General features: G+C 60.5%; 18 protein-coding genes. 15 read left to right on the top strand and 3 right to left on the bottom strand.

The genetic code is table 11. From position 1 onward, the window contains the following. Positions 1-22 precede the first annotated feature (22 nt). From NG895_RS22970 to NG895_RS22955, 4 genes are all read left to right on the top strand, one after another. Positions 23-1,792 carry a pentapeptide repeat-containing protein gene (locus tag NG895_RS22970; protein WP_252854883.1) on the top strand — a complete coding sequence of 590 codons (1,770 nt, stop codon included), beginning with the start codon at positions 23-25 and terminating at the stop codon, positions 1,790-1,792. A gap of 276 nt (positions 1,793-2,068) precedes the next feature. Continuing rightward, a complete protein-coding gene (locus NG895_RS22965; protein ID WP_252854882.1) occupies positions 2,069-3,352 on the top strand; it encodes a hypothetical protein in 1,284 nt (427 codons plus the stop codon). A 298-nt stretch (positions 3,353-3,650) separates the two neighbouring features. Beyond that, a complete protein-coding gene (locus tag NG895_RS22960) occupies positions 3,651-4,568 on the top strand; it encodes a DUF302 domain-containing protein (RefSeq protein WP_252854881.1) in 918 nt (305 codons plus the stop codon). 238 nt (positions 4,569-4,806) lie between these two features. Further along, positions 4,807-6,666: an FAD-dependent oxidoreductase gene (locus tag NG895_RS22955; RefSeq protein ID WP_279676594.1), complete on the top strand. Its 1,860-nt coding sequence runs from the start codon at positions 4,807-4,809 to the stop codon at positions 6,664-6,666. Positions 6,667-7,307: 641 nt separating this feature from the next. On the opposite strand, the gene NG895_RS22950 is transcribed toward NG895_RS22955, so the two are convergent. Further along, complete coding sequence (locus NG895_RS22950) at positions 7,308-9,089, bottom strand: ankyrin repeat domain-containing protein (RefSeq protein ID WP_252854880.1); 1,782 nt, start codon at positions 9,087-9,089, stop codon at positions 7,308-7,310. 460 nt (positions 9,090-9,549) lie between these two features. On the opposite strand from NG895_RS22950, the gene NG895_RS22945 reads away from it, so the two are divergent. The 6 genes from NG895_RS22945 (at position 9,550) to NG895_RS22920 (ending at position 15,389) form a co-directional block, all read left to right on the top strand. Further along, positions 9,550-10,008, top strand: coding sequence for a hypothetical protein (locus tag NG895_RS22945; RefSeq protein ID WP_252854879.1), 459 nt, complete (start codon positions 9,550-9,552; stop codon positions 10,006-10,008). 92 nt (positions 10,009-10,100) lie between these two features. After that, complete coding sequence (locus tag NG895_RS22940; RefSeq protein ID WP_252854878.1) at positions 10,101-10,508, top strand: hypothetical protein; 408 nt, start codon at positions 10,101-10,103, stop codon at positions 10,506-10,508. 198 nt (positions 10,509-10,706) lie between these two features. Beyond that, positions 10,707-11,249: a hypothetical protein gene (locus NG895_RS22935; protein ID WP_252854877.1), complete on the top strand. Its 543-nt coding sequence runs from the start codon at positions 10,707-10,709 to the stop codon at positions 11,247-11,249. Between the two features lie 441 nt (positions 11,250-11,690). Then, positions 11,691-12,992, top strand: coding sequence for a hypothetical protein (locus NG895_RS22930; RefSeq protein ID WP_252854876.1), 1,302 nt, complete (start codon positions 11,691-11,693; stop codon positions 12,990-12,992). 148 nt (positions 12,993-13,140) lie between these two features. Then, a complete protein-coding gene (locus NG895_RS22925) occupies positions 13,141-14,463 on the top strand; it encodes a beta-ketoacyl-[acyl-carrier-protein] synthase family protein (RefSeq protein ID WP_252854875.1) in 1,323 nt (440 codons plus the stop codon). A 278-nt stretch (positions 14,464-14,741) separates the two neighbouring features. After that, positions 14,742-15,389 carry an SIMPL domain-containing protein gene (locus NG895_RS22920; RefSeq protein WP_252854874.1) on the top strand — a complete coding sequence of 216 codons (648 nt, stop codon included), beginning with the start codon at positions 14,742-14,744 and terminating at the stop codon, positions 15,387-15,389. A gap of 85 nt (positions 15,390-15,474) precedes the next feature. Here NG895_RS22920 and NG895_RS22915 read toward each other — a convergent pair whose 3' ends face one another. Beyond that, positions 15,475-16,821: an aminotransferase class V-fold PLP-dependent enzyme gene (locus NG895_RS22915; RefSeq protein ID WP_252854873.1), complete on the bottom strand. Its 1,347-nt coding sequence runs from the start codon at positions 16,819-16,821 to the stop codon at positions 15,475-15,477. Positions 16,822-17,078: 257 nt separating this feature from the next. Between NG895_RS22915 and NG895_RS22910 the strand changes: the two genes are divergently transcribed. Beyond that, positions 17,079-17,966 (top strand): sialate O-acetylesterase, encoded by an 888-nt coding sequence (locus NG895_RS22910; RefSeq protein ID WP_252854872.1) that lies wholly within the window; start codon positions 17,079-17,081, stop codon positions 17,964-17,966. Between the two features lie 27 nt (positions 17,967-17,993). Here NG895_RS22910 and NG895_RS30390 read toward each other — a convergent pair whose 3' ends face one another. Beyond that, positions 17,994-18,128: a hypothetical protein gene (locus tag NG895_RS30390; protein ID WP_261361724.1), complete on the bottom strand. Its 135-nt coding sequence runs from the start codon at positions 18,126-18,128 to the stop codon at positions 17,994-17,996. 484 nt (positions 18,129-18,612) lie between these two features. Between NG895_RS30390 and nusA the strand changes: the two genes are divergently transcribed. The 4 genes from nusA to NG895_RS22890 all read left to right on the top strand — a co-directional run bounded on the left by nusA (position 18,613) and on the right by NG895_RS22890 (position 24,654). Further along, complete coding sequence (nusA, locus tag NG895_RS22905; RefSeq protein WP_252854871.1) at positions 18,613-20,001, top strand: transcription termination factor NusA; 1,389 nt, start codon at positions 18,613-18,615, stop codon at positions 19,999-20,001. Positions 20,002-20,274: 273 nt separating this feature from the next. Next, entirely contained in the window at positions 20,275-23,124 is a 2,850-nt protein-coding gene (gene infB / locus NG895_RS22900) for a translation initiation factor IF-2 (protein WP_252854870.1), read from the top strand. Positions 23,125-23,213: 89 nt separating this feature from the next. Further along, a complete protein-coding gene (gene rbfA, locus NG895_RS22895) occupies positions 23,214-23,642 on the top strand; it encodes a 30S ribosome-binding factor RbfA (protein ID WP_252854869.1) in 429 nt (142 codons plus the stop codon). A gap of 100 nt (positions 23,643-23,742) precedes the next feature. Then, positions 23,743-24,654, top strand: coding sequence for a hypothetical protein (locus NG895_RS22890; protein WP_252854868.1), 912 nt, complete (start codon positions 23,743-23,745; stop codon positions 24,652-24,654). The last annotated feature ends 79 nt before the right edge of the window (positions 24,655-24,733 follow it).

The raw sequence follows: 24,733 nt of genomic DNA, 5'->3' as shown, positions 1-24,733 counted from the left end.
CCATGTGTTCCAGCGTCTTTTCGTGAAGCATCTTCGGGCCATCCATTACCAACTGCTGGTCCGCACGTTTTCCACGCTCATCATCGTCACTTGCACGACATCCCTGGTGCGAGGTGACATCTACCAGTGGGAGTGGGTCGATCCACTGGACCCTTCCCAAGGAAAGCAGCCATCGAACGTCCTTTGCCCCGACGGCGCGGGGCTATCGGCGGGTCCTGGCCTGAATGCGGCCAACGACAACCTTACCAAGGCGTATCTGATCGGCGCCAATCTGAACGGCGCCAACTTTGGTTTCGCCACGTTGGAGGATGCCGACCTGACGGGAGCCCAACTCGAAGACGCGAACTTTGTCAGTGCCAAGCTCGCGGGCGCGACGATGACGGGCGCGGTGGTTGCCGGCGCGCGTCTGCACGCGGTCACTCAAAACGGTTTCGTCTCGGCACAGCTCTACTCCACCACCAGTTACCAGGCAGGCGACCTCACCAGTATTGAACTCAGCTACAACAACCTGTCGGGGTGGGACTTCTCCGGGCAGGACCTCACCGACGCGCACTTCTATCGCTCCACGCTCACCGGCGCCAACCTGACTGGCGCCATCGTTCGGGGCGTGAACTTCGCCTCGGAGACCCAACCGGGCCTCAGCGCGGCGCAACTCTACTCCACTGCCAGTTACCAGGCGCGGGACCTCACCGAAATCAACTTTACCTACGAGGATCTGTCCGACTGGGATCTCTCCGGCCAAGACTTGAGCGGGGCGAACCTCACTAGCGCCACGCTAACGGGTGCCAACCTGACTGGTGCCATCATTCGGGGTGCGAGTCTCTACTCGAATGCCGGCAATGGCATCACCGCCTCGCAGCTTTACTCGACCGCCAGCTACCAGCAGGGCGACCTCAGCGGAGTCCGACTGGGCCAAGATGACCTATCCGGGTGGGATCTTTCTGCGCAAGACTTTACCGACGCGGTGTTCTACGACGCTACGCTAACTAACGCCAACTTCTCTGGCAGCAATCTGACCAACGTCTCGTTCCAGGATGCCACGCTGACGGGCACCAACTTGAATGGCGCCGACGCCCGTGGGGCCAGGTTCCTCAATACGGCCTCGTCCACCACGCAAAACCTCATCCGCCTCGATGGCCACGTCGCGGGACTCGACATTGCCGCGGGCGAGACCATGCGGTTATGGGACTACCACCACGAAACGCCGATTGCGATCGTCGTGGAAGATGGAATGTCGATCGACCCGCTCGGCACACTCCGCACCGTGTTCGAAGACGACCAATGGGGCTCGACGCTGTCGTTCGATGCAGGCGTGCCGGTCTCCCTGGGGGGAACGCTCGAGTTGTTGCTGGACGACGAAGTCGACACCGAATCGCTCGCAGGCACCACGTTCCAGCTGTTCGACTGGGCCGGCGTTTCGCCCACCGGTGCATTCGACCAGATTGCAATGGAGCCCAACACCACCTGGGATACTTCACAGCTCTATACCACGGGAGAAGTCACGCTGCTGTCGGCGGGCGGACTGCCCGGCGATTTCAATGACGACGGCCAAGTGAACCTGGCCGACTACACCGTGTGGCGCAACAACCTGGGCGCGGCAAGCGAGCTGGCCATCAACAGCGCAGGCAACGGCACCGGTGGAGTCGACGCCGGCGACTACACCGTGTGGAAGAACAACTTCGGCTCTCGTGTTGGCCCGCCATGGGCGGTGCCGGCGACGGTGCCCGAACCGACTGGTTTCGCGTTGGTGGCCATCGGTCTACTCGGCGTGTTGGCTCTACGGCGAACGTGAGCAGCGGCCGGGCGCTGGGTGTCTCGTCATTCCTCTTGGCGACAAGAATGGGACGGCGGCGCCGTCGCCTGGTGCCCCATGCTGCGACTGATCTAGCAAGCCGCACATCCACGCATGTTGCCTTCTCGCAACCTACGATCCGCATAACCCGACTCTTCTTCCGCTACCAATAGCGTCGACCTGCAACTGCTCGGCTGTGGGTTATGTTTGTGAAAACCTGCGCCGCCACGAGCTGGCGGCCGCATATCATCACAGCAGCCGATTTCAGGGGAAAACATGGGCCGCTACACACCACTGGCAATCGTACTCGCTCTGCCGTTCTTGCTACTTTCGTCGAGCACCGGCTGTGCTCCAGAGAGCGGTATGGCCTCGCCACCACCGGCCGATCCCATCGCAGCTATCGGCTACGAGGACGTTGACTTCGACGTCACCCACTCCGAGTTCAGGCAGGCTTACCGCGGTGCAGTGGATGCCACCGAAGACAATGCAGAGCACGGAGTCGCCCACTATGCGATTCAGGATCATGGCTCGAAGCAGAGCGTCGTCGGATTCCAGTTCCTGGACGAACAACTGATGTCCATCATCACCAGCCACTTCGGCGATCGCATCGCAGAACTGGGTGGAGTGGACACGTTGATGCAACAAACCGTCGACCGATTTGGTGCACCTCACAAGGTGGAAGGAGAACGTTCGATTTGGACATTCCCCAATAGCGACCGGACCATCACCGCGACCAGCCCGGACGGAATGTGGGTACTTGCTATCGAGCGAACCTCGCTGAAAGAGCAACTACAGGACAAGATCGCCTCGGCGATAGCCCAGCAGATCGTGCCGGAATCGACACCGGCTTCGGAGGACAACGAGCTGAAGTTGACTGGCAGCGATGACAACGAATCGGAGGAAGTAGCCAAGTCCGAAGAGGAAGAGCCGCAAAACGGTTGGGTGTTCTGGAAGCCGACGGCCGAGGACCTCGCCGAAATTGAAGCCGAGTTGGCGGCCGAGCAACGTGCCACGACCCTCATGTCGACCTTCGGCACTGGTAGTCGCTCCAGCCCTCCCACCTATCGCGTCCTGGAGCGTGAGGAGTTCAGCCTGCCGGGCAAGCGACGTTATCAGCTGAGAATTCGCGTCCAAGGCTCGCTGAGCAAGAGCCAGATCGACAGCATCTGCCGCGAGATCCTGGCCAGCAACACGCAGTACACCTCCGCCCACGCGGTGGAGTTTTTGTTCTACCTGCCCGACAGCGACCACCATGGTCATTTCACCGCGGGCAAAGCCATTTGGGGAGAATGGTCGACGATGTCGGCAGCCACCGGCGGCAAGCGTCTCAACATCACCGCCGGCAATGCGCTAGGAACTCGCTCCAGCTACGGTGTGAAAACAACGAGTCTATCTACTTCGAAGAAACAACAAATCTTCTGGGATCTGGTCAAAGCACAGGACACGGACATGGACCCCGACCTCTCCTACGTGGTCGTCGCCAGCCGGCACGGCGTCACGGAGAAACAAGCGCGCGCGATTGCCCAGGAAGGCATCCACAAAGGCTGGCCGATGCCGTAGCCGCGGGCTGCTTGCCAAATGTTGTGCAGAGGCCATGTGACTGGTTGAGCTATCAAACTGGTTGCCGAACTCTGGGCCTTCGTGAGACTATCGCGGTGAAGCAGTGCTGGCGTTCGCGCCCGCGGGAAACCGCCTCATAGCGCTGCGTGCGGTGACTCCCCAGAAAATCCCAAGAATCTCTATCCCATATATCGCTACCTAACGATATATAGGCTATCGATGTTTTTGTTCGCTACGGCGTGCCCGCATGCGGCACGCCCTTTCAGCGGCGACCACACTACGACAAGGAGGTTCGAACATGATGAGGTCACGTCTATCCCTGCTACTTTTGACCGCGGTGATGACCAGCACGGCGTCAGAGCTCTTGGCCGAGGGACTCAAACCGTTTGTGTTGGCTTCGGCCGCCCCAGGAGATTTTGCCACAGCCGTCCAGGACACCAAGCTGCGGCTCGAGCGAGCAGGTTTTGAGATTCTCGGGGAGTACTCCCCGTATGAGAAGACGTTTGTCGATCACGCTCACGTGATCGTGGTGACAAATAGCGAACTGAAACAGGCTGCGCAGTTGACCAAATACGGTGCGTTCGCAGCACCCTGGCGGATTGCGGTCACGCAAGCGGGCGGTCTTAACCAGGTGGCGTACGCCAACCCGGAGTACATCGCCCACGCCTACCGCCTGAAATCGGACCTGGCGCAGGTCACGGCGAGTCTGCGCACTTACCTGGGCGCCCATGAGAGCTTTGGTTCGCAGGACGGGAAGTCGAAAGATGCACTGGCTAGCTATCGCTACATGATGGGTATGGAGCAGTTCGATGACGTTTACCAGCTGGCGGAGTATTCCAGCCACGCGGAGGCAGTTGCCGCCGTGCAAAACAATCTCAACACGCAGGTCGCCGGCATGTCCGGGGTGTATCGCCTCGACCTGAACAACCAGACAACGGTCTTTGGAGTCGCTCGCAAGGCGCCGACGAGCAACGAGCAATACATGGACGATCAGTTCATCATGAGCACCGTCGACTTCAAAACCAGAAAGGGGACCGCCTATCTGCCCTACGAGATTCTCGTCGATGGCAACAAAGTGGTCGCCCTCCACATGAGGTTTCGCATGGCCGTGCACTACCCCGACTTGAAGATGATGGGCGCCAACAGCTTCATGAAGCTGCGGCCGAGCCCGGCGGCCATCGAGGTGGCGCTGAAGCAGGTGGCTGGCGGCCGGTAAGCTGGCCCTTGCGGCAACTCGCCTGGAGCACCGATGGCTCCAGGCGAGTAACGCCAAGTCCGCCGGCACTCACACCCAGACTGCCGCAATATTTCTGCATCTCCGCCGCCAGCAAACAGCTGGACTGGCGGCCGATCGCGCACCCGGCGCGCGATTCGGTTAAAATGTGGGCCACTGTTGGTAGCGGGCAATCGCCCGCTCTGCGGACCACGAAGCCAGTCTCCCAAAGGCGGAAGAAATGTCGATGCGTATTCAGTGGGCGCTCCTGCTCGTAGGGTTCTGTCTGGTCAGCGGTAGCCGGGCCAACGATCTGGTACTAATTGAGCCCGAGTCGTTCGACGAGACGGGCGGCTGGGTGATCGATCAGCAGTTCATGGACCTGATGGGGTCACCCTATCTGCTGGCGCACGGCTTGGGCGAGCCGGTACTGGACGCCCATAGCACCGTCGAGCTGCCCGCGGCCGGTCGGTATCGCGTGTGGGTGCGGACCCGCGACTGGGTGGCGCCATGGAACGTCGAAGGTGCGCCCGGCAAGTTTCAATTGCTGGTGGATGGCAAGCCGCTCGAGACGGTGTTCGGCACCGAGGGCGCTGAGTGGCACTGGCAGGACGGCGGCATTGTCGAGCTCGGCGCAAAGACCACGCTCACCCTGCACGACCTGACCGGCTTCGAGGGTCGCTGCGACGCGATCCTGCTGAGCCGCGATCTGCAATTCACTCCACCGGACGGCGGTAGATCGCTGGCCGTGCTGCGTAGCCGACTGTTGGGCTGGGACCACGAGCCGGCCGATGGCGGCGAGTACGATCTGGTGGTGGTGGGTGGCGGCGTCGCCGGCACCTGCGCGGCGATATCCGCCGCGCGGCTGGGCCTGTCGGTGGCTTTGATTCAAGATCGCCCCGTCCTCGGTGGCAACGCCAGCAGCGAAGTTCGTGTATGGCCCGAAGGCAAGACGAACCTCGAACCGTACCCGCACGTGGGTGACTTGGTTTCGGAACTGATCCGCAGCAAGGGCTCGGGCGACGGCAACGCCAAGGACGCCCAGGTATACGACGACCAGCGGAAGCTCGACCTGGCCAAGGCCGAACCGAACCTGAAGCTGTTACTCATGAATCGCGTCAACGCCGCCACGGCCACCGATGGGGTGGTCGATGCGGTGGTGGCCCAGGACGTGCGCTCCGGCCGTCGCCAACAGATTCGCGGTCGCTGGTTTGTCGACGCCACAGGCGATGGCGTGCTGGGCGCGCTGGTGGGCGCCGACTTCGAGATGACCACCGCCGCACACCTGGGCGCCAGCAACCTGTGGAACGTCGGGGCGGTCGAAAAGAACGAGTATCAACTGAAATGCTTGTGCGAAGACGACGACCCGCTGTCGCTGGCCTTCACCCCCAGCGACGAGCCGGCGCCCTTTCCTCGCTGTCCGTGGGCGGTGGACCTGAGCGAAAAGTCGTTTCCCGGTCGCGCGACCGGCAACAACAAGCCGAACCTGGGCAAGCTGGGCGGCTGGTTCTGGGAGAGCGGTTTCGACAAGCACCCCATCACCGACATGGAGCAAGTCCGCGATCAGAACCTGCGGGCGATGTACGGCGCCTGGGACACGCTGAAAAACGTCGACGGCCAGTACCCCAACCATCGACTGAAGTGGTCCGCCTTTATCGCCGGCAAACGGGAGTCGCGGCGGCTGCTGGGCGACGTGGTGCTCTCGGGCGAAGACTTCCGCAACGGCACGCCGTTCGAAGACGCGGCCTTCCCCTGCACCTGGAAGCTCGACCTGCACCTGGCCGATCCGAAATACGACAAGCATGAGGACCCGTTTATCTCGAAGGCCGCCTATGGCGAGTACGACGGTCCTTACTGGGCGCCGTACCGCTGCTTGTACAGCCGCAACATCGACAACCTGTTCATGGTGGGCCGCGACATCAGCGTCAACCACGAAGCCCTGGGCGCCGTGCGGGTAATGCGGACCTGCGGCATGATGGGCGAAGTGGTCGGCATGGCAGCCTCGATCTGTCATGAGCACGACACCCAACCCCGCGACGTCTACATCAACCACCTGGACGAACTGAAGGCCCTGCTCCGCACCGGCGTGGGGAAGCAATAACGCAGGAAGCCAAGACCACAACAGGCCGCGGCCGGTCGCCGAGAAAAAGGCACCACAGAGGGCACGGAGAAGCACAGAGAAAGAGTGAGGAACACGGATTGACGCTAATAATCTGAGGACTGGCGATCACCAACTGAGCCACGGATGAACACTGATGGACACGGATTCTTTGCAGGAGGCGTGTCGACCAAGCCCAGCTCCGAAGGAGCGAAATTCGAAAGCCCAGGGTAAGCGCCGGCGCCATGTTTTGTGGCAGAAATGGCGAGCCAAGCACCACCCTGGAAAGTTTAAGTAGCACAAACTAGCGGTCGAGAAACCGATTCTCCACTAGCCGGAGTGCGACCGAGACCGCAACGGGCCGCGGTGGGATTCTGAAACAGGCTTTGGACTGTTTGTTGGTGCGATTTTTGGGGAAGGCTATCTCACCGGGGTGAGCTGCAACGACTGCAGATAGGAAGTTCCGTAACTGATAGAGGTTGTGGCAACCTCAGTGGCTTGAGTAGGTACCTCGAAACACGCGTAGACGTTTCACGCCGAGGCAACCAACCGCCGGGATATGCAGGTCGCGAGCATTGAATCTCAAGCCAACCGCAGTCTGGCTCCAAGGCAGCAGCTGATCGCATTGCTTTCGCGCCTATTGGCTACTCCGTTGGAAACTCTTCAAACTTGGAGAACAATGCGGTGAATTCTTCGGCACTAGCTTGGTTGCTTGCCCACTCTAACGGTATCTTTCCTTTTTGGTCTTTCGCTTCTTGATTTGCTCCGTTTTCCAGCAGGAGCTTTGCAACTGCGACATGGCCCAGTCTGACTGCCTCGTGAAGTGGTGTCACACCTGATTCAGTCTTCGCGTTGACATTCGCCCCTGCCCTGACGAGCATCTTCGCGATTTCATCGTGCCCCCAAAACGCGGCGCACAAGAGTGGAGTTTCTTCATCCCAGCCGTGTGATTCGCTCTTGCTCTTGATCTCAACGTCGCACCCGGCATCCAACAACATCTTCACCGCCTTGGGATAATTCATTTGGATTGCCATATGCATTGCCGGATAGCCCTCAATCGAATAGGAGATTGAGACCTTCGGATCCTTTTCAAGCAGTTTCGCGAGTGCATCGGAATCTCCGATTGCTACTGCAGAGAACACATCCAGTTCGGCTCCATGCTTTCGTAATACGGAGACCATTTTCTTGATACTTTCGTTTTTCGCATTGTCCTCTGGGTGAATGCCGCTGACGGCAATCTGTATGGGCGAGCGTTTGTCGCCAGTAGTTCTTGCGTTCGCGCCATGCGTTATCAAAGCGTCGATCAATTCAGAACGGTCCTGAGCCTCAAAGGCCAACCAACTGGGATACGAAGCAATCGCCAAAGATCGATCCAACACTTCTTGGCGGAGTTTTCCCCGAGCATCGTTGAACTGAGAATGATGGAGAATGGCCATGGCGTTGTCCGTTTTTCCGAAGTACGCTGCGACGTCCAACGCGGATTGATTGACTTCTTCGTCTAGCGGATCGTGTGCAGTAGCAAATACGTCAACGCCTGCATCTAAGAGAATTGTGATCGTCTCTGGCACGCCATCGCGGGCGGCAAAGTGAAGAGCCGTTGCATCGTCGCCGATAATCCAAACACCAGTCCTTCCCCCTCTCCAGGTAATGCGGGTCTCCAAATTTGCTCCTTGTTCGATGAGATATTTGACTATATCTGGATACTTCAAAGCCGTTTTAATAATCGGATAACCTGTTCCACCTTCAAAGTCGTCGACGTCGACTTGATGTTCTTCGATTAGGAATTTGCATATATCAAGGTGTCCCCAATTTGCGGCCTCTCGAAGTGGATTCGGACCGTGTTCTTGGCCATGTGCAGCACTTGGATTTCGGCCGACAAGGTTCTTGACCGTGTGCAATTGACCGAGCCTCACCGCCGAAATCAGGTCGATGTCGTCACCAAGGTGGTCAACATACATGTCGACGATCTTCCGCAGATCGGCGGTTTGCTGTCTCATTGTGGGCGATCGTTCTGCAATCTCAATGCAATGCCTAAGGTCATCAATCGCACTTTGCAGTACCGTGCCTGAAACCGATTCAAGTTGCAAGTTTGGCTTCTTCCCCAGGATTAGTTCGACGATCTCGGGATTCTTGGTCACATGCAGTGGCGTGAATCTGTTGTAAGCTTGAGCTTCAACATCAGCGCCATTTTCAAGAAGCCACACCACAACATCTTTGTGGTTGAAGCGGGCTGCGACATGAAGTGGTGTCCTCTGTCTTGAATCTCGCCGAGCAACCCAAGTGGGGTCCTGTTTCATTATTTCAAGCGCTCTTTGCCCCTCCTGTGGAGTACCGTCCCACAGAAGATCATGTGGCGTCTGTGCGAAGCACGCGTGAGAAAGGCCCAACGTGGTCGCTAGCGCAAGCAAAAATAAGATTCGAGCCATAGTGAAGTCCGTGTAAACCCTCAGCCTGCCTAAGCAGGCAACTTGTTATTGTCTGGGATTCTTACCAAATGCCCCATATAGAGTTGGAAAGATTCACTATAACGCACTGGGATCGCGCCGACGAGTTAAACTGTTCATGCCATGTTGCACAGCGTACCTCGGCCACATCGTGAGACGCAGTTTTCGCCGACCCACCGAACTAACAGCGGTGTGCCCAACCTCAGCGGTTCCGCAAGTTCTGTATCCGACAGCGGTTGTGACATCCTCGGCGCCTAAGCAATGGCAACGTCGCGGGTACCCTACTCGAAGCCATTTCTGCAATATCCACCGAAACATGTAGCGATCTGGCCGCAAGTCTTGTGGTGGTTTGACTTTGGGGAATCTGCTTTTCTAGAATAATTGAGAGATAAACAGAATCCTTTCTGTCCATTTATTGTTCGTCCGCAGGATGGCTCCAGTAATGAAGCGATTCTCGAAATTCATCCTGCTGCTTGCTGCTTTGGCTGCCATTGCACTTGCAATCGACTATTGGAATGTCACGCGAAAAGAGAACCTCCTTTCGCATGCCGTCTCTCAAATCGGCGGGCGCAATGGGTCGATTCCATTGTGGCCACTTGGCACTGAATACCGCATTACATTGACTTCGCTACCGACTCCAGACCAATTGGATCAACTCAGGATCGCCAACAATATGCGAGGCTGGGTTGGAATTGCATTCGAAAACTGTGAGCTGGCTGTGGATGACGTCAATCGCCTCCGCGCTAATCTGGACCGGTGTCATCTTTTCGTGGTGCAAGATGGTAAGATGTCCCCATTGGACGCCGCGAGCACAAAGCGGACGAACCATCCGATGCAACCGAGCGGCGATGTCGGGCGTTTTAAAGTAGAGGATCAATCGTCGCCGCCGGCTGATCGGTAACGTTAGACGGCACGGATACGTCGACGCGAGCGTCTGCTGCCGGATCAAGAAATTCAATGCAAAACATAGGGCTCAATTCGAAAGCAAAACCGTTGGATGGCATCATTGAGTGCTACTGGTTCGAAAACGAGCACATCGGTCTCCCGAGGACTCTCTTTCACCGCATCCGAATTCCGTTCGAATCGTTCGACTCTGGCCTGGACTACGTGTCGCAACCTGAATGTACAGAACTCGTAGTGGAGTGGATAAACTTAGGGCTCGATGATCCAGCGGCACTTGATGGCATCGAGATCGTGATGGGCCGTACTCCCGATGTCGAAGCATCCATTTATGTCGGCGCAGCGCACAATTGGTATCAGATTGAGAAACTCACCTTGACCCGCATTGGGACGCGCTACGAAGTTAAGTGCACTGGTAAAGTCGAGTTTTCGCGTGAGGGTGTCGCGAATGACGAGTTGTTCGCCTTTGAAACGATGGTGGAATATCGTGGTGCCGTCTAACATTGGGATGGAGCTGACCTTGCTGGTGCGGCGCACCGCCGCGCAACTACGACCTGGGGTCTTGGAGGCCCAAGTCGCACTTACCTCGGCGGACGTTTTCCCGCGCGGAGAACGTCTGGATTTGGCCCGCATGGATGCGCGCCGATCAAGGCGGATGGAACTGACCAAGCGCACCACGTGGATCGAGGACAAGCATCCATGCTTGGCAGCTCATCCGCCAACCCGTTATCCATCATGAGATTGCTACGTTGGCCCGTTCCTGTTCACGTCCACATTGAGTGGCCCAAATTCGTGCAACGGATTCTTGCACGAGCGATCCGGCCGGTCGTGGTCAAGACCGTGCGTCTGCGTCACCTCATTCAAACTGAAGACGGAGAACCGGATTCACTTGTGGCGGTACTCGAGTTCAATGGCGAGCAGGCCAACGTTGATGACCCAGAGCATATTGACTTGGCCCAGCTAAAATCTAGCTTGAACAATGATGGTACGTTCTTCATCTGGACATGTTCGTGCGGTGCACCTGGCTGTGCGGGTATGTTCGATGGCGTTCGCGTCTCGCATCGTGGTGACGTAACGAATTGGCACGATATTGATTGCAAGCGAAAGTACACGTTCAAGTCCCAAGACTTGCGAGATGCGTATGTTCGTGGGATTATTGACGGCGTTGAAAAACTAAACGCACGATCGAATCTTGAGCCCGTTCCAGATCAAAACGGCCCGGCGTATTGTGAAGAGGGATAACCATGGCGTGAACACGGAGCGGGCGATCCGTGTCTTCTGAAATGGAAAACGGATGGCGCCCGCCCGGTTACGCCCGCCGTTATGCCGAAGTCCTAATCCCCCGCGGTGTACAGCCCCTCAGCAATTCTCAGTCGCTGTCGCCACTGGCGTGGCTTTCTCAGATGCTTTCCACCTGATTCCCGGGACTTCGCCGCCGGGCTATGCGCTGTCGCCGCTCCCCGGCTGGCCATCCATAAGAGTCCCAAACGTTCGATTGCTCCCGGGCAAGCTTACCCTGGGCTAGGGGCTGGTGACGCGGGGCTAGCATTGCTACTGCCGCTTGGTGCTTGTCTGTGGAAAATGCGTCGGCCTTGTGTCCTCCGTACTGCGTTCCTATACTCGCCCCCCGCGTGTGACCCCGCATGCGCTAGCTACCCAACTTTTCCACGGACGGAGAACGACATGATGGGCGAACGAAACGTGGCCTACTGCTTCGCCATGCTGCTCGTAAGCTGCGCCACGGCGGTGGCTCAGCAACCTGGTGGTTGGCAGTCGATGGCCAACAACCGCTACGCGAACGAACCGGCCGCGGCCACGGCCCCGCTGTCTACGACCACGCCACCCGCCGCCACGCAACCGGCAGCGCCCGCCGCGACTACGCCGGCTCCGCTCAGCAGCACCCAACCCGCCGCTGCACCGGCCACCACGACACCACTCGCCCCGATCGCTGGCCCCGCACCCACGCGGGCCCGCGTGACCAAGGGCTCGGGCACGTTGCCTCGCGATCACGGTCAAGTGTGGCGCGAGTACGACATTCGTCCCTACACGGCCCGCGCACAAGGCTCGGCCAAGCCCGAACAAGCGGTAGTCGACTGGATCCTCCGCGAGACCGGCTACGAAGCCTGGCACAGCGAACCCTTGGGTATCCTGAGCGCCGGCCGCGATACGCTGCGGGTTTATCACACGCCCGAGATGCAGGCCATGGTGGCCGACATCGTCGACCGGTTCGTCAATCAACAGTCCGAAAGCGAAGCGTTCTCGCTGCGGGTGGCCACCGTGACCAATCCCAACTGGCGGTCGAAGGCGCTGCCGCTGATGACGCCGATTCCCGTGCAGTCGCCTGGCGTGCAGGGCTGGATCATGGCCAAGGAGAACGTGGCCGTGCTGCTGAGCGACCTGACGCGCCGCACCGACTACCGCGAATACAACTCGCCCACGCAGCTGGTGGGCAACGGCCAATCGATCCTGATCAGCACCATGCGGCCGCGGAGCTACATCAAAGGCGTCATGCCCACCCCGCAGGTCTGGCCCGGCTTCCAGCCCGAGCAGGGACAACTGCAGGAAGGCTTCTCGCTGGAGTTCAGTCCGCTGCTGGCGCTCGACAAGGCGACCTGCGACGCGGTGATCAAGCTGAAGCTACACCAGGTGGAAAAGATGGTGCCCGTGAAACTCGACGTGCAGACGCCGGTGGCCGAATCGCAACGCATGGAGGTTCAGGTGCCCCAGGTCACCATGGCGAACCTGCACGAGCGGTTCCGTTGGCCGACCGACCAGGTGCTGCTGCTGTCGATGGGCGTGATTGGCACGCCGGGCCCTACGCGGGATAACGCCCTCACGGCGGCGCTACCCATCCTGAAGACTCCCCCCCGGGCGGACGCCCTGTTGTTCATCGAGGCCAAGGGCAGCGTCCTGCCGCCGGCGGCACCGAATGCCCCCGTATCCACGGCCCTCCGCAATCCGGCCACGTTCCAAGGTCGCTACTAATAGAGGGGCCAGGATCGAGGGATCAGGGACGAGGGAAAAATGACACGAATTTCCAAGCACTGGGTCATTGATCATTCGACATTGGTCGTGTCACCGCGTCAGTTCCCCCTTCCGCCTTCTGCCCCCTCCCTGCTATCCTGCGCAAACTATGACTGAGTCCTCCGCTAAGTGCCGTCGCGTTGTGGTTACAGGTATCGGGATCATCTGCCCACTGGGCAGCCAGCCCGAGGTGGTGTGGGGTGCGCTCTCCACCGGCACCAGCGGCATCGTGGCCTGTGACGTGCTGCCGGTCGAATCGGCCAAACTGCCCCTGAAATACGCCGGCGAGTGCCGCCAGTTCACGGGCGACATCGACAACTTTGGCGAGCTCGAAAAGGCCAAGAAGAAGACCATCCGCAAGGCGCTGAAGATGATGTGCCGCGAAACGCAGATGGCCGTGGCCGCGGCCGAGCTGGCCCTGGTCGACGCCAAGGTGGCCGAAGGCTCGCTCGCCCCCGAGCGAAGCGGCGTCGTGCTGGGCAGCGACTACATGCTCACCATGCCCGAGGACTACATCGACGGCATCAACAAGTGCACCGAGGAAGGCAAGTTCGACTACGAGGACTGGGGCACCGACGGCCTGAGCCAGATGACCCCGCTGTGGATGCTCAAGTACCTGCCGAACATGCCGGCCAGTCACATCGCGATCCTCAACGACCTGCGGGGACCAAACAACTCGCTCACCCTCCGCGAGGCCTCCAGCAACATGGCCGTAGGCGAGGCGTTCACCACCATCGCCCGCGGCCACGCCGACTTCATGCTGGCCGGCGCCACTGGCACCCGCATCCTCCCGATGCAGGCGATCCACGCCATGCAGACCGAACAACTGGCCGACGACGATTGCGATCCGGCCAAGGCCTGCCGCCCGTTCGATAAGAATCGCCTGGGCATGGTGGCCGGCGAAGGCTCTGGCGTTTTGGTGCTCGAGGAACTCGAGGCGGCCAAGGCCCGCGGCGCCACGATCTATGGCGAGGTGACCGGCATCGGCTCCAGCCTGGTGGCCGATCGCAACCTGGTGGGCGACACCGAAAAGGCAATGGCCAACGCCATCAAGGCGTGCCTCCGCGATGCGGAACTCACGCCCGGCGACCTTGGCCACATCAATGCCCATGGCCTCGGAACCACCGCCGGCGACAAGAGCGAAGCAGCCGCCATCAACGCGGCGCTCGGCGAAGCCGGCAAGCAGGTCCCCGTCACGGCGCTGAAGAGCTACTTCGGCAACCTTGGCGCGGCGAGCGGCGTGGTAGAACTCGCCGGCAGCCTCTTGGCCCTGAAGCATGGCAAGCTTCCCGCCACGCTGAACTACTCTGAGGCCGACCCCGAGTGCGACCTGAACGTCGCCACCGGCGAAGCAAAGCCCGGCAACAGCTTCTTGAACCTGAGCGTCACGCCGCAAGGCCAGGCATCGGTGCTGGCCGTAGTGGCTGGCTAAGCTGCCGCTGGAATCAGACGCGGATCTGCGCGGATTTATGCGGAGAAGCGCGGATCGAACTCTGGTGTGTAGAACCGACAGTCGTTCCAAGCCAGAGTCGCGGTTTGGAGATCTCGAGTCGGACAAGGATCGGTGCTTCCCACTAGTCCCCTCAACTATCCATCCGCGACCATCCGCCAAGATCCGCGTTCTTCCGCGACGAACTCTTCTCGGCACCAAGTCAAGACAACCTGCTATATTCCAAACAAAGCGGTCATGTCTCTTCTTGGAGTACCTAGATGGCAGAATTGAATCTAATCTCGGTCAAAGAGTCGGCTTCGCGGGAGCTCACGGCCGATGGTGCGGAGATTGTCGTTCGTATTGCTGGGCAGTCGTTTGTCACAGGCCAAGAGGCTTTTAAGAAGGCTAAAGAAGTGGCCGATTTCACGGCCTCCCTCACACAATTGGGTGTCGCCGAAGACGACATCAGCCTGGTAAACGTGCTGACCGAAGTGGAGTCTGGTCTGCTGACCAAGTCGTCGTCGGCAACTTACATCCTGCGGGTGAAGCTCACCACCCTGGAATCAATAGGGCCGACGCTAGCTGCCATCAGTTCCCAGAAGAACGCCACGACGGATTCGATCACGTGGCGGTTTTCGGCGCTAGAAGATGCGAAACGGGATGTATTGCAGCAGGCCGTGCGAAACGCAAAGGCATCGGCCGAACAGATTGCTCAAGCACTTGGTACAACACTCGCCGGAGTTCACCGACTGTCGTACGATAGCTCTGGCATCGACGGCGTGACACGTCCGCCCTCCGCTTTTGGAAAAGCCAGGCGAACACGCAAATTGGAGCAGGCCGAGACGGAACTATCACAAATGTCACTCACGCACACGGCACGTTTAACGGTGAGTACCTCGGCAGACTTTCTTGTGGCCGGTTCGTAGCTGACGGCCAACTCGCAAATCGGCCTCCGAATCTATCAATCCGCGACCATCCGCCCAAGTCCGCGTCGATCCGCGACGAATTCTTCTACCCCTGAAACTCCCGCGCGAGTTCTTCCACCAGCGCCTCCGCCAAATACTCATACTGCTCCAAACAGTTATAAAGCTGCGCGCTAATCCGCACGTATCGTCGGCCGTTCCACTCTTTGCCGGGCGAGTGCGAGCGGATGATTGGCACCTGGATGCGGTGGCGGGTCAGTAGCTCGTCCTGCAGGGCGTCGTGGAAGTACGTCGGTCGGGCGAGGTGCTGCTCGCGCTGTGGCTCGGGCAGGATTGGCAGCGGAATTGTGGCCAGTGGGCCGATCAGTTCATCGGCATAAGGAGCTTCGGCGCCGAGTTTCGCGCAGATTGCGTCGCGAGCTTCGAGCACCAGCGCGCGGTTGCGCTCTACGATGCCGGGCCAGTCGCAGCCGGCGATTTTGGGCATCACCTCCACCGCGTCGGCAATCGCGCCGGCGGCCGTGTAGTCGTCGGTGCCGGTGTAGTCGAACTCCATCTGGAAGCGACTCCGCGGCCGGGCGGCGAGTGGCGGCTGGGCGTTCGGCTGCGCGTGGTTGCTCAGCACCAGCGGCCGGAAGCCGGGCTGCAGGTCGGGCCGCACCCACAGCAAGGCCGAACCCTTGGGCGAGCAGAGCCACTTGTGGCAGTTCGACGTATAGTACGCGCAGCCCAGGGTCTCGATGTCCATCTCCACGGCGCCCGGCCCGTGAGCGCCATCGACGATGGTCACGACGCTGCGGCTATCAAGCTCGCGAACGATTCTCGCCACCGGCAGCACGGCTCCGCTGGCGCTGGTGATGTGACTTAACAGGCAAACTCGTGTCTTCGCGGTCACGGCCGCCAGCAACGCGTCGACAATTTGATCTTCATCGATCAGCGGGCCGCCATCGCGCTCGATCGGCATCGTGGCGGTGACAACCTGCGTGCCGGTGCGCTCCGCTACCCGCTGGAGGTTATTCACGCAGGCCGTGTACTCGTGGTCGAGCGCCAACAGCTCGTCGCCCGGTCCGAGCGGTTTGTTATCGGCCAGCCCATGCCCCCGCGCGACGTTATCCAGAATCGTGGCAATGGCCGTTGTGGCGTTCCGGCAAAACACATAGTCCTCCGGCCGGCCACCCATCACACTCGCTAGCGCGGTGCGCGAGCGGTCGAGCATACCGAACAGGTGCTGCGTGAAAAACGACACGGCATCGGCTTCCATTCGCGCGCGCCACTGGTCTTGCGCGGCGAGCACTTCGCGCGGACACGCGCCGAACGAGCCGTGGTTTACGTAAACGAGCTGCGGATCAAGCCGCCAATGCTGGGCGGCAGGCGGCGCTGGGGGGAAGGTCGGTGGGAGGGACTCTGGCGGGGTGTTTGTCATGCGTCGGAGCATACACCACCGAGCCGATGGCCGCCAATGCGGGGCAAACTGGCCGGGGTTCGGTTGGGAGGATAGACTCTAGGTGATCATCAACCTGGGACTGCAGGCGTTTCGACTCGCTGAGGAATCGCAAATGTGCGCGGATCAGAACGGATTGTCGCGGATCGGAGAACGAACCACCGCGCACGTAACCGCGTTCTGGTTCCTCCCTGAGCTAGTCGATGGAACCCGACAGCTGGTCCAATAACTCTATCTCTGCTGCACTAGCCATGACTAAACTTTCCTGCCGTTACGTTCTCCTGCTCGCAGTCGCCCTGCCTTTCTCATCGGCCATCGCCGAAGAGGTCGACGTCTACCTGCTCGGCGGGCAGTCGAACATGCAGGGCATCGCTAAAATGGAGAACCTGCCGGAGGACGTGTCGCCTGAGATTCCACACACGTACTTTTTCAATGGCCAGGAGTTCGAGCCGCTGGTGCTCGGCAAGACGCGTAACTCAACCCGCGCCGGTGAGTTCGGCCCCGAGGTGGGATTTGCCTTGGCCACGGCAACCAGCGAGCGTCCCATCTACCTGATCAAGTATCACGCCAGCGGCATGCCGCTCTACCATGGGTGGAATGGCAACCAATGGGAAGGAGGCGAGCCGGCGGCCGGTCGCCGCAACTTTTATCCTGGCATGTCCGCTGACGACAAGAACCAAGGCACGCTCTATCGCAAGATGATCCGCCTGTTCAAGGATGGCCTCGCACAGCTCGAGCGCGAGGGACACACCCCCCGGGTCCGCGGCTTCCTCTGGATGCAGGGCGAGCAGGACAGTAAGAACGAGGCATCGGCCACCAAGTACGCCGAGAGTCTCGCGCGACTACAACGCCGGATCGTCGAGGACCTCGCGCTCCATGAGCCACTGCCGATGGTGTTCGGCCAGGTCTGCCCCCACGAACCACCCGTGCCCCGCTTCACGCACCGCGCGGAAATCCGCGCTGCGATGGCCCGCGCCGACGGCAACTCAGGCACGCCCGATGCCATCGCGCAAGCGCGGATGGTCTCGACCGACGACTGCCCGCTGCTGCCCGACCACGTTCACTACAATGCGGCGGGGCAATTGCAATTGGGGCGGAAGTTCGCCAAGGCGATCGGCGAACTTCAGGCGAAAGAATAGTTAACGAGTGAGCACAACAGGGCCTCCTCACTCTTCCTGCACCGGCAGCTCCGGAAACAATAGCCCGCCGCGGAGTGGCTCCCAGCGGGGCTCGCGAACGATGTAGTAGTTGGCCAGGTCGCGATCGGACTTCAGCGAGACCTGGTCGAGCCGCGGGAGCATCGCTTGTTCCAGCCGTCGTTCATGCAACGAGACCTGCCACGCAAGGCAACCTGACGACCAAGTTGGTCTTCGAGCTTCAGCAGGCGCTACTATCGCACTAGCTCGCGTCGGATGGCCAACTCCGCAAGCACCGCGGCAACGGCTAGACCGCGGTCTTGAGTGGGGGATGGACCTGCGACATGCCCAATGGGTTCTGTGATGGCGAGATAGAGCGAGAGCTGGACGAGGAAGCATCGCTTATCTCGCCAAGATGGGGCATTCCAAGCTGTATAACCCGCTCCACCCGGCCCGCCCCGGTTGACACTACCCATATAGCAAGGTAGGCTAGCGGATTACCGCCTGCTTTAAGTCCTGAATCTATAAAGGGTTTCGTCACCCGGACCGGTTGGGGCAGAAGGCAGGTGGCCTACAATCCGACTCACAATCCGACAACTCGAATTGCCTCGCGCGGTAGGCGAATAGGCCGCGGGAAACAGGGACTGCCATGAACGCCAACGAAGTGCTGAGAATCGTCGACGCCATACACCGCGACAAGAACATCGACAAAGAGATTGTGTTCGAGGGAATTGAAGCGGCCCTCGTCTCGGCAGCGAAGAAGCACTACGGCGAAGAGTCCGACATCACGGTTAACATCGATCGCCAAGACGGCACGATTCGTGCCAGCATCGATGGCGAGGAACTCGATTCCGAAGAGGCCGTGGGCCGCATCGGCGCCCAGACCGCCAAGCAGGTGATGATCCAGAAGATCCGCGAAGCGGAGCGGGACGCCCTGTACGAGGAATACGAAGAGTTGCTGAACCACATGGTCAGCGGCATCATTCAGCGGTACGAGGGGGGAGCGGCCACCGTGGCCCTGACCAACGTCGAAGCCATCTTGCCCCGCAGCGAGCAGATCCCCGGCGAAACCCACCACGCGAACGAAAGGGTCCGTGCGACCGTATACGAGGTTCGCAAGGCGGGCAGCCGCGTGAAGGTGATCCTCAGCCGCCGCTCGCCCAGTCTGGTGCAGCGGTTGTTCGAGCAGGAGATTCCCGAAATCGCCGACGGTGTGATCGAGGTCCGCGGCATTTCGCGCGAGCCGGGCTACCGCTCGAAGGTGGCCGTCTCCAGCAGCGACGCGCGGGTGGATTGCGTGGGTGCTTGCGTGGGTGTGCGTGGTAACCGCATCAAGAACATCGTCGACGAACTGGCCGGCGAGCGGATCGACATCGTCCGCTGGGATGAAGACCTGGAGGTGCTGATTCCCAACGCCCTGTCGCCCGCCACGGTCGAGCAAGTGATCTTGTGCCGGATGCTCGGTCGGGCGATCGTGCTGGTGAGCGAAGATCAGTTGTCGCTGGCCATCGGCCGGCGGGGGCAAAATGTCCGCCTGGCTAGCAAGCTATCAGGCTGGGACATCGAAATCATGACCCAGGAAGAGCTGGCCGAGTCGATCGATCGGGCGGTGGAGGGCTTCAGCCAACTGGAGGGCATGACCCTGGAAGTGGCTGAGAAGCTGGTGGAAGAAGGCTTCCTGAGCTACGACGACCTATCGATCATCGAGCCGGACGACCTGATGCAAATGGGGTCGTTGAGTGAAGAAACAGTGAATATGATCGTCGAACAGGCAGAAGAACGAGCCGAAGCCGCTGAAGAAGCAGCTGCCGAGGCACGGCGACAGAAACGCGAGCAGGAACGGCTCGAGGCCGAAGTGGCCCAGGCCGAAGCCGCCGCAGCCGAGGCCCGCAGCGGCGATGAGGCCGCTGAAGCCGACGGCGAAACCGAGTCCCCAGCGGACGAAACAGCAGAATCGGCCGACCAGGTCGAGACCGTCCCCGAGGGGGGCGAGAGTGAAAAACCCGCGGAGGACGCTGGACAACAGCCCCCCGCGTAGTCGATAGTACAGGGCTCGGCGGCCTGCGAAAGCAGTCGCCACGGCAATTCTGGTTCCTGGCACGCGTGAGCTCCCTCGCGGCTACGGGCAGCGACCAGATTGGCGCCCTTGTACCGGGAGTAACGTACATTTCAGTTTACTGATTTTTATCCGCAATCATCACGGGAGACGTGGCTATGATTCGGTGACCGATTGTCAGGCCGACGGCGAAGCAACCGCGACTGTGTCCCGCAGCAGTAGGGTTGTTGACCGAGGCCAAATGGAGAACGCATCTTGGCGGTTCGCATTTACGCTCTTGCCAAAGAGCTAAAACTTGACACGAAAGAGCTGGCTGACATCTGCGCGCGCGCCGGTATACCCGGTAAGGGTTCTGCGCTGGCCAGCTTGACCGAGAGCGAAGTCGAGAAGGTCAAGCAGTTCCTCGATGGCGGCAGCAAAAAGTCCGCCAAACAGCCCAAAGCCTCCGGAGCGCCTCCGGCGATGGAGCGTCCCAGGCCGGCTCCGGCCCAGGGCGACCGCATCAAGGTGATCGTCACTCCCAAGGCCCCTGCCCCGCTGGAAGCGGTCAAGGCAGCCCGCGAGGCCAAGGTGACAGACACCGACACGGACACCGGTACCGAGACCGAGACTCCTGCAGCCGAGAGCCCCGCCGCACCGGCAGAAACGGCCGCGGCCGCCCAGTCCGCCGAGTCCCCGCAAGAGCAGCCGACCACGGAGCAGGCCAAGCAGACCGAAGAGTCGCAATCCGTGACGCAAGACACATCGCCCTCGCCCGAAGGGGAAGGTCCGCTGGCTGGCATGGTGCGTCGGGAGGACTACATCGGCCCCGGCGCGTCGGCCGAGGGCAAGCCGCCGGTCATGGGTCAACCTGTGAAGAAGAAGCCCAAGCCAGGTGGTTCTGGCGGTCGCGCCCGCCCGGCGATCAAGCTGGCGCCGATACCCGGCCCCTCCGAGCCCCCCAAGCCGAAACCCAAAAAAGACGAAGCCCCCGCGCAGAAGCCCGACATGCGACTGCCGGCCGAAGTGCTGGGCGGCAAAGCGGGCGACAAGCCGCTGGCGGCACACCTTCGCCGCGCCGAACGTAACCTGGAGGCCGAAAAGGCGCGGAAGACCGGTCCCGGGTTCACCGATGGCGACGACGCCAGCAAGGGACGTGGACGCGGCAAGGGTCGCGGACGCGGCGAAGAGGATCGCCCCATGCTGGGTGGTCGCGAACAGCGCCAACTGAGTCGCCGGCGGAGCAATCGCAGCGACGACGACGACAGCGGACGCGGACGTGGACGCCGCACCATTCGCCGCACCTCGCGTCGCAGTGGTGCCAGCACGGCCGCCCCGCGTAAGGAACGCGTTGCCGTTCAACTGCCCTGCACAGTTCGCGATTTGAGCGAAGCGGCCGGTATCCCCGCCATGCAGATCCAGCGGATCCTGATGCAGGAAGGGGTGATGGCGAAGATCAACGACACGATGGACGAGGAACTCACCGAGTTCATCGCCGCCGAGTTGGGCGTCGACGTCGACTTCGTGCAACCGGTCACGCTGGAAGACCAACTGCTGACCTCGATTCGCGAGGCCGAGGATCCCGAAGACCAACTGGAACCGCGTCCGCCGGTGATCACGTTCCTGGGTCACGTCGACCATGGAAAAACCTCGCTGCTCGATCGCCTGATCGGCATCAACGTGGTGAGTGGCGAGAGCGGCGGCATCACCCAGCACATTCGTGCCTATCAAATCGAGAAGGACGGCGCTGGCATCTCGTTCGTCGATACGCCGGGCCACGAAGCGTTTACCGAAATGCGTGCCCGCGGTGCCAACGTGACGGACATTGCCGTCCTGGTGGTGGCCGCCGACGACGGTGTGATGCCGCAGACCGAGGAAGCCATCAGCCACGCCAAGGCGGCCGAAGTGCCGATCGTCGTGGCGCTGAACAAGATCGACATTCCCGGCATCGATCCCAACAAGGCCATGGCCGATCTGTCGGCCAACGGGCTGCAGCCCAGCGAATGGGGTGGCGACATCGAAGTCGTAAAGTGTAGCGCCATCACCGGCGAGGGCATGGACGACCTGCTCGAAACGCTGCTGACCGTGGCCGACCTGCACGAGTATAAGGCCAACCCTCACCGTTCCGCCCTGGGCACTTCGCTGGAAGCGCAACAGGAATCGGGTCACGGTGTCGTGGCCAAGGTGATTGTCGAGAACGGCACGCTCCGCGTTGGCGACAACGTGGTCTGTGGCGACTCGTACGGCAAAGTGCGAGCCATGTTCGATACCTTGCGTCCGGAGTTGGCCATCCAGGAAGCTGGTCCCAGCACGCCCGTGAATCTGCTGGGCTTGGACGTCGCGCCGGCCGCTGGCGAGCACTTCTACGTACTGGACGACATCGCCCAGGCCCGCGAACTGGCCGAAACGCGGCGCGAGCAAACCCGCAAGGAAACGCTCGGCAGCACGGGGCCGGTTCACGTGACGCTGGAAAACCTGTTCGATCGACTCGAACACACCGAAGAGGTGCAAACGCTCAATCTGATCCTGCGATCGGACGTGCGTGGTTCGTTGGAAGCGATTCAGAAGGAATTCACCAAACTCGATCACCCCGAAGTAAAGCTCAAGACGCTGCTGGCCACCGTCGGCGGTGTGACCGAGGGCGACGTGCAACTAGCACACGCTTCGGATGCAGTGATCCTGGCGTTCAACGTCGTGCCCGACGAAAAAGCGCGCCAGTTGGCCGACCGCCTGGGCGTGCAGATTCGCCGCTACGACGTCATTTACAAGATCACCGACGATCTGAAGCTGGCCCTGGAGGGCATGCTGAGGCCCGAGGAACGCGAGGTCGAACTCGGCCGCGCCCTGGTGCAGCAGGTATTCAAGATCAGCCGGATTGGAGTGGTGGCCGGTTGCCGTGTGCTGGCGGGCGTAATCGAACGCAACTCCCGCGCCCGAGTGATCCGCGACAGCACCGTGATCGGCGATTACCCCATCGACACGCTTCGCCGCGAGAAGGATGACGCCAAGGAGGTCCGCGAAGGATACGAGTGCGGTATCAAGCTGTCCAGCTTTAACGACGTGAAGGAAGGCGATCTGTTCGAAGTGTACAAGGTAGAGGAGATCGGCCGTACGTTTGATGAGTAGTCGCAGAGCCCCGCAGACCGGTACAGCTGCGGGAAGCGTCTGACGTTCGTCCACCGGCCTTTCAACGATAAGCCCCGCTCAATCGCCTTATGCCCTCCCGTCGAGTCTTAAAAGCCGCCGAAGCCATCCGCGAAGTCGTCAGCATGGCGATTCTCACGGATCTGCACGACCCTCGTATCGAGGACGTGACCGTCACCTACGTGGAAGTCACGCCCGACATGCGCGGGGCGAAAGTCCACGTGTCGGTGATGGGCAGCGAGAGCAAGCAAAAGACCTGCCTGAAGGGTCTGGAGAGTTCGGCTGGCTACCTGCAGTCGAAGATCGCCCAACGCATCGATACCCGCTACACTCCCCGCCTGAAGTTCGAACTCGACCAGGGCGTGAAGCAGTCGATTGCCATCAGCAAGATGCTCCGCGAGGTGCTGCCCGACGACGAGGTCGCGCCAACTCCGCCCGATGAAGCAGCCATGGATGAGGAAGCTGGCATCGAGAACCCGCCGTCCGAGGCGGATAACTAACTTACCCACCCCATTGGAATCGGCACCTGCCGAACGCGAGCGGCCAACAGAGCTCGCCTCACCTGCACAATCGAGAAGTGGATCGGCCTGAGGGGCAACCATGACAGCACAGAATCGCGGCACTCGCATCACCAAGCTTCTGGGACAGATCAAGAAGCACTACAAGCCGGTTGGCGTGACGAAAGATCGCACGCTGATCGAGCACTTGATCTTTGCGTGCCTGCTGGAAAACTCCCCCCATGAAGCAGCCGAGGAAGCTTTCGAGCGATTGAAGACCGAGTACTTCGACTGGAACGAAGTTCGCGTGAGCACCAAGCGGGAACTGGCCGAGACGCTCAAGACGCTGAACGACCCCGAAACGGCCGCCGAACGGCTGAAGCGGACCCTGCATAGCGTGTTCGAATCGGTGTACGTCTACGACCTCGAGCATCTGAAGAAGCAGAACCTGGGTCAGGCCACGAAGACCATCGAGAAGTACGAGGGGACCTCGCCGTTTACCGTGGCGTTCGTCACTCAGAACGCCTTGGGGGGCCACGCCATCCCTGCCAATCAGGGCCTGCTGACCGCGTTTCTGGTGTTCGACATTATCAGCCAGAAGGAAGCCGACGGCTGGCACATTCCGGGCCTGGAACGTGCCGTGCCGAAGAGCAAGGGTGTCGAGATGGCCACCATCCTGCACCAGTTGGGGGTCGAGGTCGGCAAGAACCCTTATGGGCAGACAGCCAAGAAAGCGCTGTTGGCCATCGATCCGGACAGCAAGAGCCGCCTGCCCAAGAAGCCCGCTCCCGAGCCGGAACCGCCCAAGCCAAAGAAAAAGAAGAAGGTAGCCAAGAAGGTTGCCGGCGGCGCGACGCCGACCAAGAAAAAGAAGAAGGTCAAGAAGACCGCGGCGGCGGACGACGCACCGACCAAGAAGAAGGTGAAGAAGAAGGTGGCCAAGAAGGCCACCGGCAGCGGCACGAAGAAAGTGGCCGGCAAGAAAAAGAAGAAAGTAAAACGCAAACCAAAGTAGGAGAGTTGCCAAGCGCCAATGACCAATGACCAATGCTTGCGAACATTGGTCATTGTTCATTGACAATTGGTCACTGACT

The organism is Aeoliella straminimaris (assembly GCF_024054565.1).
In the GTDB taxonomy this organism is placed as follows: domain Bacteria; phylum Planctomycetota; class Planctomycetia; order Pirellulales; family Lacipirellulaceae; genus Aeoliella; species Aeoliella straminimaris.
The sequence above is the reverse complement of the archived record's forward strand: the minus strand, read 5'-3'. Positions and strand labels throughout refer to the sequence as shown.

What these genes read in the sequence shown, in the direction of transcription:
- NG895_RS22890 (WP_252854868.1), top strand. Translation starts at nt 23,743, where the DNA reads ATGACAGCACAGAATCGCGGCACTCGCATCACCAAGCTTCTGGGACAG.
- NG895_RS22945 (WP_252854879.1), top strand. Translation starts at nt 9,550, where the DNA reads ATGAAGCGATTCTCGAAATTCATCCTGCTGCTTGCTGCTTTGGCTGCC.
- NG895_RS22930 (WP_252854876.1), top strand. Translation starts at nt 11,691, where the DNA reads ATGATGGGCGAACGAAACGTGGCCTACTGCTTCGCCATGCTGCTCGTA.
- nusA (WP_252854871.1), top strand. Translation starts at nt 18,613, where the DNA reads ATGAACGCCAACGAAGTGCTGAGAATCGTCGACGCCATACACCGCGAC.
- NG895_RS22910 (WP_252854872.1), top strand. Translation starts at nt 17,079, where the DNA reads ATGACTAAACTTTCCTGCCGTTACGTTCTCCTGCTCGCAGTCGCCCTG.
- NG895_RS22935 (WP_252854877.1), top strand. Translation starts at nt 10,707, where the DNA reads ATGCTTGGCAGCTCATCCGCCAACCCGTTATCCATCATGAGATTGCTA.
- NG895_RS22965 (WP_252854882.1), top strand. Translation starts at nt 2,069, where the DNA reads ATGGGCCGCTACACACCACTGGCAATCGTACTCGCTCTGCCGTTCTTG.
- rbfA (WP_252854869.1), top strand. Translation starts at nt 23,214, where the DNA reads ATGCCCTCCCGTCGAGTCTTAAAAGCCGCCGAAGCCATCCGCGAAGTC.
- NG895_RS22955 (WP_279676594.1), top strand. Translation starts at nt 4,807, where the DNA reads ATGTCGATGCGTATTCAGTGGGCGCTCCTGCTCGTAGGGTTCTGTCTG.
- NG895_RS30390 (WP_261361724.1), bottom strand. Translation starts at nt 18,128, where the DNA reads ATGCTCCCGCGGCTCGACCAGGTCTCGCTGAAGTCCGATCGCGACCTG.
- NG895_RS22960 (WP_252854881.1), top strand. Translation starts at nt 3,651, where the DNA reads ATGATGAGGTCACGTCTATCCCTGCTACTTTTGACCGCGGTGATGACC.
- NG895_RS22950 (WP_252854880.1), bottom strand. Translation starts at nt 9,089, where the DNA reads ATGGCTCGAATCTTATTTTTGCTTGCGCTAGCGACCACGTTGGGCCTT.
- NG895_RS22915 (WP_252854873.1), bottom strand. Translation starts at nt 16,821, where the DNA reads ATGCTCCGACGCATGACAAACACCCCGCCAGAGTCCCTCCCACCGACC.
- NG895_RS22925 (WP_252854875.1), top strand. Translation starts at nt 13,141, where the DNA reads ATGACTGAGTCCTCCGCTAAGTGCCGTCGCGTTGTGGTTACAGGTATC.
- NG895_RS22920 (WP_252854874.1), top strand. Translation starts at nt 14,742, where the DNA reads ATGGCAGAATTGAATCTAATCTCGGTCAAAGAGTCGGCTTCGCGGGAG.